This is a genomic window from Olleya aquimaris, assembly GCF_003259525.1.
GTDB classification, from domain to species: Bacteria; Bacteroidota; Bacteroidia; order Flavobacteriales; family Flavobacteriaceae; genus Olleya; species Olleya aquimaris.
The window spans coordinates 191987-205579 of record NZ_QLLO01000001.1 but is presented as its reverse complement, the minus strand read 5'-3'; the positions used below and the strand labels follow the sequence as shown (position 1 = coordinate 205579).

Here is a 13593-nt window from a genome sequence, read left to right as displayed (position 1 = left end):
TTATCTTAAACTATCTTTTTATCAAAAATTTCAAAGTCTGAATTCATGCTTAAAAACTCAGGAACAATGTCTTTCATCTTTTTAACAATTGCATTTTTTTCGTCTTCCTTTGCAAGTGTAATCAACTCGTGTATATCTTTATTAATTTGTGAATGTGAACAATTTTCTACTTTGGCAATCATAATTTTATTATTGTAAGTAGGCAATGTCGTTGATTTATCACTTAATAATTCTTCGTATAATTTTTCTCCAGGTCTTAAGCCAACAACCTTAATGTCTATGTCTTTGTAGGGCACAAAACCTGCTAAACGGATTATTTTTTTGGCTAAGTCTATAATTTTTACCGCCTCACCCATATCAAAAATAAATATCTCTCCACCATTACCCATAGCTCCTGCTTCTAGAACAAGTTGACAAGCTTCTGGAATGGTCATAAAATATCTAATAATATCTGGATGGGTTATAGTTAACGGTCCACCTTCTTCAATTTGTCTTTTAAAAAGTGGAACTACAGACCCATTGCTACCTAATACATTACCAAACCTTGTGGTTACAAACTGTGTTTTACTTTTACTATCTGCTAACACTTTGTGCTGTAATGCTTGGACATAAATTTCTGCTATACGCTTAGAAGCACCCATAACATTACTTGGGTTTACTGCTTTATCTGTAGAAACCATTACAAATTTTTCTGCCTTAAAACGTTGAGATAAATCTGCTACATTTTTTGTACCTAATACATTAGCAAAAATTGCTTCTGAAGGATGTTTTTCCATTAACGGTACATGTTTATATGCTGCTGCATGATAAACGACTTGAGGTTTGTGCTCTTTAAATACTTCTTCAATAACTTCTCCTTTTCTTACATCTGCAATAATGGCTTCAAAATTTAGATTAGGAAAATTATTTTTAATCTCTAATTGTATGTTATACAAAGGGGATTCAGCTTGATCTAAAATCAATAATTTGCTTGGTTTGTAATTAGCAACTTGTCTTACAATTTCGCTGCCAATAGAGCCTGCACCACCTGTTACTAATATACATTTATTAAAAATTTCTTTAGCAACTAATTTATTGTCTAATTTAATTGGCTCTCTTTCTAAAATGTCTTCAATTTGGATTTTTTGAATCTGATTGGACAGATTAGTATGCTTTTCGATATCAGAAATTAATGGCGCTCTAAAGACTTTAAAATTATATTCTAAACAATTGTCAACAATTCTGATGTTTTCTTCTTTTGTTAGTGTGCTGTCTGCTATAATTAATGCTTGTGCATTATAAATTCTTAATAAAACAGCTGTTTTACGATTGAGATGAATTATTGGTAATCCTAAAATTTCTTTACTTTTATTTTTACCATCTTTATCTATAAATCCTAGTATTTTATAACGAGAAGGGTTTTCGGATTTTAATGCACTAGCAATTGCAATTGCATTTTCACCAGTCCCATAAATTAATACATTTAGTCTAGCTTCCTCATCGTTGTAACGTTGATAGACCTGGAATACTTGCTTAACTAAAATTCTAAATAAAAATAATCCACAAAACGATACTATGGAATAGATAAATAATTGTGGAATTGAAAACAACTCTTGTCCGACTAAAAATAAGTATCCGTAATACACTGCTAATGCAGTTATTGAAGTAGCTATTGATGCTAAAAAGAATTTTGCTGCATCTATAAATGTTGAGTGTCTAATAAGCCCTGCATAGGTCCTAAATAGCACAAAAAACAAGACGTTTATGGTAACAATTATTACTTCTTCTGTGGAAAAACCTAAACTAAAAAATGCAGCTTTTTGAATTTTACTAACTATTATTTTAGTAAAAAATGAAGCAATTAGAAGTATCGCAATGTCAAAACACAAAATAGCCCATCTTGGAAGATAGTTAATGTTTTTAAAATCTATTTTTTTTCTACTAGATTCTAAAACTTGAAATAAGGCTTGTCTTAGTTGTTTAAGCATTTGGGTCTTTATAAAAACAGATAGCAAATATCTTAAATTATAATGACAATATAATCAAAATTATACTTAAAGCCTTTATTTTAGGGATTTGTAATCTATTTTAGGTCAGATTGTTTACTACTAATGCTATTCTTTGCAGATCACCTTCTGTTAAGTTTGAGCCACTTGGTAGGCAAAGACCGGTTTTAAATAGCAACTGGCTTAGCCCATCTCCATAATAGGGTTGGTTTTTAAATATGGGTTGTAAATGCATTGGTTTCCAAAGCGGTCTAGTCTCGATGTTTTCTTTGGTCATTGCCTCTTGAAATTGAGCAATGGTAAAAGGCGCGTTTTCTTTTATTAAAATACAGCTTAACCAAAAGTTAGAATGAAACTCTGAAGATGGTTCTTTTTGAACCTCTATACCTTCAATGTTTTTAAACAGGTCTACATAAAATTGGTTTATTTTTCGTCTTAAGCTAACATGTTTATCTAAAACTTCCATTTGACCTCTACCTATTCCTGCACTAATATTACTCATTCTGTAGTTATATCCTATTTTAGAATGTTCGTAATGAGGTGCATTATCTCTTGCTTGTGTTGCATAGAATATGGTTTGATTTTTATCTTTTACAGAGTTACAGACCATAGCTCCTCCTCCAGAAGTTGTAATAATCTTATTTCCGTTAAAGGATAAAATAGAAAAGTCACCAAATGTTCCACATTTTTGACCCTTGTAAGTAGAGCCTAAAGCTTCTGCAGCGTCTTCAATAACAGGGATTTGATATTTTTTTGCAACCTCCAATAATTCGTCTACTTTAGAAGGCATTCCATAAAGATGAACTATAATAATTGCTTTGGGTTTTTTACCTTTTTTAATCCTGTCTTTTATAGCTAACTCTAGATGGTTGGGACACATATTCCAAGTGTCAGATTCGCTATCTACAAAAACAGGTTTTGCACCTTGATAAGTTATTGGGTTTGCAGAGCCGCAAAAGGTAAATGTTTGACAAATAACCTCATCATTTAAACCAACACCTAACTGAACTAATGCTAAATGAATTGCAGCAGTACCTGAGGATAGGCAAGCGACTTTTTTATTTTGACCCAAATAGGTTTCTAAATCTGTTTCAAAACCAGTAACATTAGGTCCTAAAGGAGCAATCCAATTAGTATCAAAAGCTTCTTTGATGTATGCTTGTTCGTTTCCTCCCATGTGTGGTGAGGATAGCCATATTTTATTTTTCATCCTTAAAAAAATGTTTTAATGATATATTTTATGTCTTTAAAGAAGCTATAATTTTGTATATATGCTTTATTAATTTCAACTTTTTTTGGCCAAATCACTTCTTTGTTATAAACTTCTGGGTTGTCTTGATTTGCTAAGAGGTTTTCTTCGTCCTTAAAAAAAATTGAGGCTGGACCTGTAATACCTGGCTTAATGGTTAGTATAATTCTGTCTTCGCCTTCAAGTTGGTCTGCAAAGCCCTGCACATCTGGTCTTGGTCCAACTAAGCTCATGTCACCTAAAAACACATTGATTAATTGAGGTAGTTCATCTATTTTTGATCGTCGCCAAAAGTTACCAATCTTAGTTATTCTTGGGTCTTTTATAGTTGACACAGTGGTATTGATACCTTCAACATTTTTCATGCTTCTTAATTTTAAAACTTTAAATATTTTACCATGTTGTCCAACTCTTTTTTGTTTAAAAAAACCACTGAGTTTGGTGTCAAATCTAGCAATAATGGCTGCAATAATTATAATCCAACCTACCAATAATAATCCTATAGATGAAACTATAATGTCAAATAATCGTTTGATGATTTTATCAGATCTTTTCAATTTTAATATAATTTTTTTGGTAAAAATAACTATTTAAAAAAGCAAATAGCAATATTCCGTTTAATCTAATAAGATAATTTTCCGTTAGGAAAGCAATAATAAAAATAATAAGAAACGATACATAGATTAAATCTCTTTGCATTATACCTAAAATTAAATTATTGAACAGCATGTATACTAAAGCTAAGAGCCCAAAAATTCCTGCAGAAAACATAATAGATAAATAAACATTATGAGAAGTGTAGGATTTTAAGTACTTATTTTGAAAGTTTTTAACCTCAAAACAATAATCTGTTAGCAATTTTTTTTCGTATCCAATACCATAACCAAGAATGGGACTTCTTGAAATAAGCTCGACACTGCATTCTTGAACTTGATACCTAACACCCAAAATAGTTTTAGCACTAAAATTACTAACATAATATTGAATGGGGTGTTCAAAAATTCGTCCTAGTTTATTGTTATTAGACACTTTAAAAAGGGTAAAAAACAAAAGCAACATTGATATAACCATAATAATTTTAAACTTCACTGTTTTGATTTTAAAAAACAAGAAAAACGGAATTATTAATAGGTTTAATAAAAATATTATTCTAGAATTAAGAATTAAAGAAAAAGCCAAGAAAAGTACTATTATAAAAATTGCTAACGCTTTTTTTTTAAGTGGTTTTGGCTTTGTAGTATAATTTAATAAGAAAACACAAGCCAATAAATTATTTAAAGCTATGTAAGTTGCATGCCAATCTTTATATCCTAAGTTATTGGATATTTCTATAAAATAGGAGGTGTTGAAAAAGGTTGAGGGTTGACTTATAAGATCCTGAATTAAATTAAGCTTGATTATAAAATAGATAACAACCAAAATATTAGACCCTATAAAAACTATTGTCATGTTCTTAAGTAACTTCTCTGGAATTTTAATAGCATATATTAAAATTATGGGCATTAGTAACAATCCTATTTGTCTTAACAAAAAATCTATTCCAGTTGACTTTAAAGGAGAATATGACATTGATACAACTAATATCAAATAAAACAAACTGTTAATTAATAGTGGTTTATAGCCTATTTTATTGATGTTGTTTTGGATTTTTTTAAGATTTAAAAATATCGCTGACGAAAAAAAAAGGAGTGATAAAATAGATAAAGTCTTGATGTTTAAAATAGGAAAAAAGGACAACAGAAATAATAGCAAGTATGGTAACTTTTCTGTTTTTTTAACTAAATCAAGATTTAAAGCCCTCATATAATATTTAAGGTAAATCATTAATTTTTATCAAATCCACTGTATTGGTTTTAAAATCATAAACAGCAAATGAGGGGTTTCCTTTCCACCCCATGACCTCTCCTGGATTAATCAGCCATGTTTGGTCTATTAGTTCGATATTAGATTCATGTGTATGCCCACAAAGCACCAAGTCATATTCTCCAGATTTTGCTAATGCTTTAGCATAAAAAGGATAATGGGTCATGACTATTTTTTTGTTATTTAATTCAATAACTGCGTACTCACTATTTAGTTTAAGATTACTGAATTGATTGAAAGCAAGGTTTTGAATGGTAAATCTATCTGCGTCCCCATTACCAAACACACAGTGGGTTAAAACACCACTGTTGCCAATAACTTTTGCAGGAATTGGAGAACAAAAATCTCCGCAAAAAAAAGTGTGCTCGATATTATGATTTTTAAAATAATGAAGTGTCTTTTCTAAATTAGAAATATGATCATGTATATCTGAGTAAATTCCAATTTTCATAATACTATTTACTTTGGCATGTGATTTTTATATGAGGTTTCTAAATCTACAATAAAAGCATGAGATGGGTACAGATCTTTTACCTTTTGTGATGGTAATTCCATAAACTTTTCTCCGTATCTAATTGATAAATAATCCTCTACATTAGAAAAAACAGGCAATGACAAAGACTCAAACTTTACATGTTTACTTTGACCAATTAAGCTTCTTTTAAAAGAGGTGCGCTTAAAAGGCGCTCTCCCAAAAAAATGTCCCAAATACTTAGTCTCTTTATTATTTAAGCTTCTTATAAAACTAAGCAATCCTTTTTTAATAGGACCTCTAACACATACTTTTGCTAAATATATTGCTATTTTTTTTATTTTACTGTTTGTTAAATAGCCTTTTTCTCCTAATGCTTTAGCGTTTACTATTCTTGCAGCTAAATATTGTAAATACCTTAAGGTTTTGTTTTCAAAAGTATTATTTAAACACATGATATCTATAAATAATCCGTGGTGCATATCTCTTCCTACAGAGTCTTTTTCAATATAAGTAGTGCCATTCATTCTAATTTTACTAAAAAATAACGGAAACTCTTTTGTGTCTTCTTCTTGAAAATAATATTGGTTTGTATCTAATTTTTGTTTTGCTAAAGTTTTAAATTTTGTGTAGTTTTTGTAATCCATAAAGGTATCATAATCATCATCCCATGGGATAAATCCTTTATGTCTTATAGCACCAAGAGCAGTACCACCCATTAAATAATATTCAATATTGTTTTCTTTACAAAATTGGTCAAAGTAATTAGCTATAACCAATAGTTTAGAATGTATCGCTTTAAGTTCCTCATCAGTCATATTCTATATTTTTTTAGCTAAAAAGTAGAATTTACTTAAAAACTTTTTAATTGTTTTATTTTTTGAAACTAACAAAGCTAATCCTCTAATAAATTTAAATTTTGATTTGTTAGCAATAGCAGAAAGAGTGTATGTTTTCCATCGGTGAGGATGTGTACTAAAAATTATTTTTTTGTTTTCTGTACAAATATTTTCAAATTCTTTAAGGGTATGAATATTGATATCGCCTCCATTGTTAATGTCATTATCTTCAACGTTAACAATTATTTTAAATTGAAATCCTGCATCGGAAATATAAATATAATCTGAAGCTAAAGTTGCTGGTAGTTGCACTACGATATCTAACATGTTACTAAACTCTGATGCAATTGATTCCTTTCTAAAAAAATCTTTGTTAGAATTCCACCCATTTCTAATCATTAATGGGTTACCATGTGGGCAAAGAGTTTCTATTTTAAAACCATATTTTTCAAAAGCAGTGACATATTGAATAAACTCGGTTTTAGCTTTTTCAAAATCTCCATTATTAGCATCTAAGACATCATAATGGTATGTGACTTCATGTCCTAAATCTGATATGTCTTTTAAAAGTTTAACATTGTTTTCTAAAAGATATCCTTGTACATAATATGTCGCTTTAATACCATGTTTAGCCTCGATTTTAGCCATTTTTAAAGCACGTTCGACGTTGGTTTCTACATCATGCTTAAAAACAATCCAATTGTCATCTTTTGTGTTGTGGGTTAATATTTGATTAGCTGTAATCGTTTTTTTTAATTCAACAGCTTTCTTACAAATACTATTAAACTGCTTATAAGTAAAACGCATAATGACTATTTAATTTCGTCCTTTAAAATGGATCTAAGTTTAGTTGAAGATACTTTATTAGTGTAAGAAAAAAATTGAATCTTACTTCCGTGTTTTATAAGCTCTTTTTCAACTTCCTCAAAAAGAGGGTTTCCTTTCCAATCATCTCCTACAAACATTACATCAAATTTATAATTATGGTAAGCTTTAATTTTATCCCGATCATGTTGGATAACAACTTTATCAACATATTTAATTGCTTCTATAATAGCCATTCTGTCTTCCAAAGACATTATTGGTTTTTTTCCTTTGTATGAAAAAACTAGCTCATCAGGGCTTACAGCAACTATTAGATAGTCGCAATTCTTTTTAGCTTGTTTTAAAATATTTAAATGTCCAACATGAAACATGTCAAAAACTCCTGAAGTGTATCCTATAATTTCTTTTTTCAATGTAATTTTATTTTGTTCTTGTAAAGGTCTTAAAAAAGTATTTTCTTAAACCGTCCGTCATTAATACTTGTACAACAAACCTTATACTAACATTATACAAATATGTGGGCAAAGATATGATATCTTTAGTTAACATTAGTTTCTGAATTTTGGCTTCACTTTTAAAGTAATTAAATCCACCTCTTCGCTTATAGAAATCTTTATTGGTTCTAACTTTTAAAAGTGTTTCTTCTAGATTATGAAACTTGTAGCTTTTTAAAGCCATGCGAATCCATAAATAGTAATCTTCATTACAAAACCAATCTAGATAACCTCCAGCATCCAAAACATGTGCTTTTTTAAACATCACACTCATTTGATTAAATGGACATCTATACTTCATGTATTGTTTTAAATCTGAGTCTAAAACTGGTAGTTTTCTTTTAGATATTGTTGTTAAGTCATCATCATAAAATTCTTCTATAGTTCCACCTAAAATACTAACATCCTCATTATTCTTAAAAAAGTTAAGTTGTAATTCAAACCTGTTGTCTAAACAAACATCGTCGCTATCCATTAATGCAACATAGTCATAAGTACTGTTTTGTAAACCAATGTTCCTTGCATATCCATGTCCCATGTTTTTTTCTAGTCTGTGTATAACTACATTTTCGTTATCTGTTTTAAATTTTTCCAATACTTGATTTGTAATTTCTGGTATTGGTCCATCTACCACTATGATTATCTCATTAGGGACTACTGTTTGATTAATTAAACTATTAATGGCTTGATAAAAATGATCAGGATTATCATTTTTATATACAGACATTGAAACTGAAAATTTAGGTAATTCTAAGCTCATGCTTTATTGAGGGCTTTATAATGTAAATATTTTAACGAGATAATAGTTGCAATCCATGCATCTGGAGGTCCAACAGAACCAATAAACATAATTTTAAATAAAAATAAAATGATGATGTTTTTGGCATCTGTGTCTATCTTCCAATATTTATTGAGAATTGAGTACAAAAATACGAAAAATACGAAAACTCCAAAAAATCCAGTGTCTAAAACAAGATTAGACACATATCCACTGGACCTTGTTGGAATGGCTTTAGAGTTACCTTTAAATTTAAAGTAATTTATTTCGCTAAAATCAATCCCTGTCATCAATAATGCGTCTACAGAAGTTTTTTCCCAGTGACCAATTCCTCCTCCAATTGGGTGGCTAAATGTATGTAACCAGGAAGAGTATACAGAGATTAATCTAGGTCCTGCTAAATCTACAACAACCATTGTTGCATCTCCAAAACTTTTTTGATCTTTAATTTTTCTAATCATTTGTTCTGATCTACCTCCACCACCAGATAAATCAATTAAAAACATAACAATTAAACCTACTGCTAAAAAACGTATTAATTTTGCTCTGTAAGTAATTAAAATAAATACAAAAAACACACCTAAAGCCATTATTGACTTTATAATGATTGTTAAAAAAAACAGAAATAAAATATCACTTATAATTTTTTTACTTTTTACAAAAACTGTTCTTACTACTACATATAAAAAAACCAAACTTACTCCTGCTCTAGCTGGTTCAGTAGCAAGTAATGTTACACCTCGTCTAACACGTGCTAATGCTTCAGAACTGGCTCTTGGAATTAAAAATTTAAAGACAGGATCAAAAATTTTTAATAACCCTAAATACTGAAAAAGGCCTAAAGCGATTAAAAACACAAACAACACCTTAACTAATTTTATAGTTTTTAATGTTGACGATTTTGAAGCCTGATAAAAGGCAACAAAACAAATTGAGCTATTAATATAAGCTAAAAGAGATCTTACAACTTCAGGTATTTTTATATCCGGGAAATAATACAGCGAGAAAACAACAACATTGAATAATAAACTTGCTAAAAATAAAATGTAAAATTTATTTATCTTTTTTTGTCTTAAAATGATATATGTTGACAAGATAATACCCCATGGAAAAACCTCTGCTTGCAGCAAACCAAAAGTAATAGACGGGAAAAAAAAGAGAGCGACTATTACTCCTGTTACAATCTTAAAATGGCTAACTTCTTTTAACATTTAGATACCTTATAGAATGCCTTTATACCTTAAAAACAATATTAAAAAATTAAATGCTACAAACATATTTAAATACGTCATTTTCAACTTACTATGCTTATTAACAATACTAGAAAAAAGAATTACTTCTACTAACATTGGAATAAAAAACAAAATAGGCCATCTTTCGATATCTAATTTTAGCAAAGCTACAAATGTCACTACTATTTTAAGTATTAACACTAACGAATCTGCAAAAAACTTTTTCTTAACTATTGCTAACCCTTGTAAATAATAAAATGAAGCAGCAGACATTAACCAAATAGGTAGTAAATATAAAAAGGTATGTAAGTATAATTTACTATTTTGAAACGTAAAATCACCTAACCAAAGCTTAAACAAGAAATCTGTTTTTACTAAAAAAAAGCTAACTATTAAACCTAATAAACTAACAAAAACTGTGAGTTTAAAATGAAGGTTGGCTCTTTCAGATACGGATAGTTGATTTCCTGATATTTTTGGAAACACCCATGATATCGAAGCTGTATGTATAGTTTTTAACTGATTTAAGACAGAAACACCTATTGAGTAATATGCAAAAATTTTAAGCCCTAACAAAGAGCTTACAATCCATTTATCAATATGAGCACTAAAAATCAATATAGTACTAGAAAACCACGCCCATTTACCATAGCCTAAAATCCCTTTAAATACAGATACACTAGCATTTTTACTGACAAATACAGACTCGTATTTATCAGTTAGTTCATAAAATTGATATAATAGATATAACCCTGCTACAATTACAGAAACCATAAATACACTTTTAACATCTTTAAAAACAAAAACAGCTATTATTTGAGATAAATAAAGAAGGGCTTTAGATATAAATGACTGTTTGGCTAAATGTTTAAAATCTTCATGAGACTTATGAAGTGCAAACAAAGCTTGTTCTATTTGCTTGATAAAAAATAAGGGAAAAGCAAAGAGTAAAATTTTAATGATTTCGGTTACTTTAAAAAAATTAAAAAAGAAATTACTAAAAAAGATTAAATAAATGGTTCCTAATACAATTACTGATAATAAAACAAGAAATAAAATTACAGAGCTAAAAACCTTGCTTTGAAATAAGTTATCGTTTTTTGATTTGCTTTCAGAAATGTATTTAATAATTGTTTCATTAATTCCAAAATTGAAAATTGAAAGCGATGCCAATACACTGTTTACAAGAATCCAAAGCCCGTATTTTTCTATTCCTATTTGAGAAATAAATATAGGGGTTGCTATAACCAAAAAGAAAGGAGCAAAGACAACGTCTAGAGTTGCGTAAATACTGTTTTTTATAGATTTCAATGCTTAATTGTTTCTTGTAAATTAATATATTTTAATGTTATAAAAAGTAAAATCATGACATTAACACTAGCTAGTAAATTACCGGAAAAAACAGTACCTATTAAAAGTGTTAACACTAAAAAATATGACAATTTGTTTTTTCCTTTTAAAATCTTAACAAACAAAATAATATAGCTAATAAGACCTACTAGCCCAAAAAATAATAGAACATCAAATATCTCCATTTCTGTTCTATGATTATTAAAAAATGGCCAGCCAAAAATAATGTTTATAATTGAATTATTTTCTGTGACATATGGATAAAACCTTTCATTAAATAAAATGTTTCTGAAAGACAAAAACGAACTCCAAAAACCGTCTTTTTCATAAATTTCTTTAAAAAGATTATAAAACTTTAGGAGGCTTTTGTTAAATAATAATAACCCTAAAACTGCGGTAATTGTAGTTAAAAATACTGCTTTTCTATTTTTAATATTATCTACAAATAAGTAACAGAAAAATATAATATTAAAAAACAATGTTTTTTTAGTACCAACAAGTAGGGATAAAAACAAAACAATCAAAAACAAGGTTATGTTTGTATTATTTTTATTTTTTTTAAGTTTATAATAAAGTAGATTAATTATTATAAAATAAATAAAACCAGCTTCGTGGTGATATAGTAAAAAGCCTGAGTAACCAAACCTTCCCCCTCTAAAATAAGACCTAAACACTTCTATTTGAAACAAATAGCCTACTAACAAAAAACATGAGCTAATAACTAAAAACCAAACAACTTTATTGATTTGGGTTTTGGTTATATTAAGATTATAATTGTGGCAATAAAGCAAAAATACTATTGGAATTACACTACTTAAAAAATAATATCCATTAAATTGAATGTCGTCTAAAGACAAATCTTTGTAATTAACAACTTGAGTTATTGCATATGCTAGTATTAAACTTGATAAAGAAAATATATAGGATTTATTTATGTTTTTTAAACCAAAACCAAGTATTACAGCAAACACTATGATGACCTTAAAAACAATAACATAGTTATAAAACAAGCTTATCTGTGTATAATGTACTATGATTTTAATTAAAAAATCGTACCCAAGAAAAAGGATTAACAAGTTGTTTAGAAAGAACTGTTTTAGGCTATTATTTTCAATATGCTTTCTAATAAAACTCATTATTTAAATAATGTTTTGATTAAAGTAAACAATTAATTTTGGCCTACTATCAAAATCTTTAGTATTACTTGATAAAAAACTTATGAACCCTTCATTACCATTTTCTGGAAGGATTTTAAAAAGCAGCCCATAATTATTAAATTCGTTATTAGATAATGCCCTCACAAAACTTGTTACATCGACCTTGTAGTAATTTCGTTTATTTTTATCAACTGTAATTTGAGCTATTGTTTTAGAGTCTGTTTTAGGCTGATGTATCCAATTTACATTAGTAACATCCCAGTCTTCTATAATATTTTCTATTGTAATATTAAATGTAGAATTTTTGTTATCTATTTTGGAAATATATAGGTATAAGTAAGCTGAGTCTACAACTGCTTTTTCAGGAATACTAGAACATCTTATTTTTAATAAAGCTCTTTTTTCTTTTTTTAAAAAGTCTTTATTAGAATAATTAGCTATTTTTAATTCTGTATCAGATGAAAAATTTAAACTATTAAATTCGCTATCAATGTAAGTGTCAATTCCTAATTGATTATTTGGTATATACACATTACTTGTTTTGGTGCTACAAGACACAAAAAAGCATAAAAATAAAAGCACTAAAAAATTTAAGTGTTTATTTAATAGCGCTTTTAATAAGATAAGTTGTTTGTATATAATTTTAATCAATTTTAATCTGTTTATTCTGTGTAAAACACTTCTAATTTCGGATGCTTGCTAACTTCTTTACTATTACTAGAATGAAACCTAAGTCCTTTATATGCGTTTTTTTCATCTTCTAACTTAATCATAAAACCATAATTTGGCTGGTTGTTTTGATGAACTGCTTTTACATAGTTAGTGACATCTATTTTATAATCTTGATTAGTGTCTGTAGGTGCTTCAACAGTAATTGTTTGACTAGTATCTACTTCAGGTTGATTATTCCAATTTACTTCATCATTTATCCAAACTTTATTAACTGGAATCAATACAAAAGAGTTATTAGTACCAAAATGTCCGGGATCTATTGCATAAAGGTGAACAAATGCAGAATCTATACTAATACCCTCTTTTAAAGTAGCAAAACCAAACCTAAGTAATGATCTAACATCGTTTTTAATCGAGTCGTTTGATGATAAAGACACCATATGAATCCTATCTAATGTTGAGTAATTTGCACTAGGGTTGCTCTCTGAAATTGCTGTGTCTTTTCCATTTTGATCATTAGGTTGAAATACTGCAATTTTAGTTTCTTTTTTATTACATGAAACCATAACTAGTATGATTAAAACAAAACTTAGTGGTTTAAATAATTTCATATTTTAATTAATTGGTTGATAATGTGCTTTTTAAAATTTAATACATCTATTAAACATATTCAAATT

At 28.4% G+C, this 13593-nt stretch carries 15 protein-coding genes; 1 reads left to right on the top strand and 14 read right to left on the bottom strand.

The genetic code is table 11. The features are described from left to right. Positions 1-5: 5 nt before the first annotated feature. The 4 genes from LY08_RS00890 to LY08_RS00875 all read right to left on the bottom strand — a co-directional run bounded on the left by LY08_RS00890 (position 6) and on the right by LY08_RS00875 (position 4683). Positions 6-1967 carry a polysaccharide biosynthesis protein gene (locus LY08_RS00890; protein ID WP_111658550.1) on the bottom strand — a complete coding sequence of 654 codons (1962 nt, stop codon included), beginning with the start codon at positions 1965-1967 and terminating at the stop codon, positions 6-8. A gap of 100 nt (positions 1968-2067) precedes the next feature. After that, a complete protein-coding gene (locus LY08_RS00885) occupies positions 2068-3195 on the bottom strand; it encodes a DegT/DnrJ/EryC1/StrS family aminotransferase (RefSeq protein ID WP_111658549.1) in 1128 nt (375 codons plus the stop codon). Between the two features lie 2 nt (positions 3196-3197). After that, positions 3198-3791: a sugar transferase gene (locus tag LY08_RS00880; RefSeq protein WP_245907529.1), complete on the bottom strand. Its 594-nt coding sequence runs from the start codon at positions 3789-3791 to the stop codon at positions 3198-3200. Then, positions 3778-4683 (bottom strand): O-antigen ligase family protein, encoded by a 906-nt coding sequence (locus LY08_RS00875; RefSeq protein WP_211305908.1) that lies wholly within the window; start codon positions 4681-4683, stop codon positions 3778-3780. Before LY08_RS00875 ends, LY08_RS00880 begins: the two co-directional genes overlap by 14 nt. On the opposite strand from LY08_RS00875, the gene LY08_RS13590 reads away from it, so the two are divergent. After that, on the top strand, positions 4682-4825 hold the full coding sequence (locus tag LY08_RS13590) for a hypothetical protein (protein WP_211305907.1): 144 nt from the start codon (positions 4682-4684) through the stop codon (positions 4823-4825). The genes LY08_RS00875 and LY08_RS13590 overlap by 2 nt on opposite strands. A gap of 219 nt (positions 4826-5044) precedes the next feature. Here LY08_RS13590 and LY08_RS00870 read toward each other — a convergent pair whose 3' ends face one another. From LY08_RS00870 to LY08_RS00825, 10 genes are all read right to left on the bottom strand, one after another. After that, a complete protein-coding gene (locus LY08_RS00870) occupies positions 5045-5548 on the bottom strand; it encodes a metallophosphoesterase (protein ID WP_111658546.1) in 504 nt (167 codons plus the stop codon). A gap of 8 nt (positions 5549-5556) precedes the next feature. Next, positions 5557-6387, bottom strand: a complete 831-nt coding sequence (locus LY08_RS00865) for a LicD family protein (protein ID WP_111658545.1) — start codon at positions 6385-6387, stop codon at positions 5557-5559. 3 nt (positions 6388-6390) lie between these two features. Beyond that, positions 6391-7215: a polysaccharide deacetylase family protein gene (locus LY08_RS00860; RefSeq protein WP_111658544.1), complete on the bottom strand. Its 825-nt coding sequence runs from the start codon at positions 7213-7215 to the stop codon at positions 6391-6393. 5 nt (positions 7216-7220) lie between these two features. Next, positions 7221-7646: an adenylyltransferase/cytidyltransferase family protein gene (locus LY08_RS00855; RefSeq protein ID WP_111658543.1), complete on the bottom strand. Its 426-nt coding sequence runs from the start codon at positions 7644-7646 to the stop codon at positions 7221-7223. Positions 7647-7653: 7 nt separating this feature from the next. Next, entirely contained in the window at positions 7654-8487 is an 834-nt protein-coding gene (locus LY08_RS00850; RefSeq protein WP_111658542.1) for a glycosyltransferase, read from the bottom strand. Beyond that, a complete protein-coding gene (locus LY08_RS00845; protein ID WP_111658541.1) occupies positions 8484-9716 on the bottom strand; it encodes a hypothetical protein in 1233 nt (410 codons plus the stop codon). Before LY08_RS00845 ends, LY08_RS00850 begins: the two co-directional genes overlap by 4 nt. Positions 9717-9725: 9 nt before the next feature. Further along, positions 9726-11048: an oligosaccharide flippase family protein gene (locus LY08_RS00840; protein WP_111658540.1), complete on the bottom strand. Its 1323-nt coding sequence runs from the start codon at positions 11046-11048 to the stop codon at positions 9726-9728. Beyond that, positions 11045-11776 carry a hypothetical protein gene (locus tag LY08_RS00835; protein WP_146603182.1) on the bottom strand — a complete coding sequence of 244 codons (732 nt, stop codon included), beginning with the start codon at positions 11774-11776 and terminating at the stop codon, positions 11045-11047. The genes LY08_RS00840 and LY08_RS00835 overlap by 4 nt, the downstream gene beginning before the upstream one ends. Positions 11777-12226: 450 nt before the next feature. Then, positions 12227-12895, bottom strand: coding sequence for a DNRLRE domain-containing protein (locus LY08_RS00830; RefSeq protein ID WP_158526720.1), 669 nt, complete (start codon positions 12893-12895; stop codon positions 12227-12229). Positions 12896-12906: 11 nt separating this feature from the next. Continuing rightward, complete coding sequence (locus LY08_RS00825; protein WP_111658537.1) at positions 12907-13527, bottom strand: DNRLRE domain-containing protein; 621 nt, start codon at positions 13525-13527, stop codon at positions 12907-12909. Positions 13528-13593: the final 66 nt, after the last annotated feature.

What these genes read in the sequence shown, in the direction of transcription:
- LY08_RS00890 (WP_111658550.1), bottom strand. Translation starts at nt 1,967, where the DNA reads ATGCTTAAACAACTAAGACAAGCCTTATTTCAAGTTTTAGAATCTAGT.
- LY08_RS00885 (WP_111658549.1), bottom strand. Translation starts at nt 3,195, where the DNA reads ATGAAAAATAAAATATGGCTATCCTCACCACACATGGGAGGAAACGAA.
- LY08_RS13590 (WP_211305907.1), top strand. Translation starts at nt 4,682, where the DNA reads ATGTTCTTAAGTAACTTCTCTGGAATTTTAATAGCATATATTAAAATT.
- LY08_RS00875 (WP_211305908.1), bottom strand. Translation starts at nt 4,683, where the DNA reads ATGACAATAGTTTTTATAGGGTCTAATATTTTGGTTGTTATCTATTTT.
- LY08_RS00870 (WP_111658546.1), bottom strand. Translation starts at nt 5,548, where the DNA reads ATGAAAATTGGAATTTACTCAGATATACATGATCATATTTCTAATTTA.
- LY08_RS00865 (WP_111658545.1), bottom strand. Translation starts at nt 6,387, where the DNA reads ATGACTGATGAGGAACTTAAAGCGATACATTCTAAACTATTGGTTATA.
- LY08_RS00860 (WP_111658544.1), bottom strand. Translation starts at nt 7,215, where the DNA reads ATGCGTTTTACTTATAAGCAGTTTAATAGTATTTGTAAGAAAGCTGTT.
- LY08_RS00850 (WP_111658542.1), bottom strand. Translation starts at nt 8,487, where the DNA reads ATGAGCTTAGAATTACCTAAATTTTCAGTTTCAATGTCTGTATATAAA.
- LY08_RS00845 (WP_111658541.1), bottom strand. Translation starts at nt 9,716, where the DNA reads ATGTTAAAAGAAGTTAGCCATTTTAAGATTGTAACAGGAGTAATAGTC.
- LY08_RS00825 (WP_111658537.1), bottom strand. Translation starts at nt 13,527, where the DNA reads ATGAAATTATTTAAACCACTAAGTTTTGTTTTAATCATACTAGTTATG.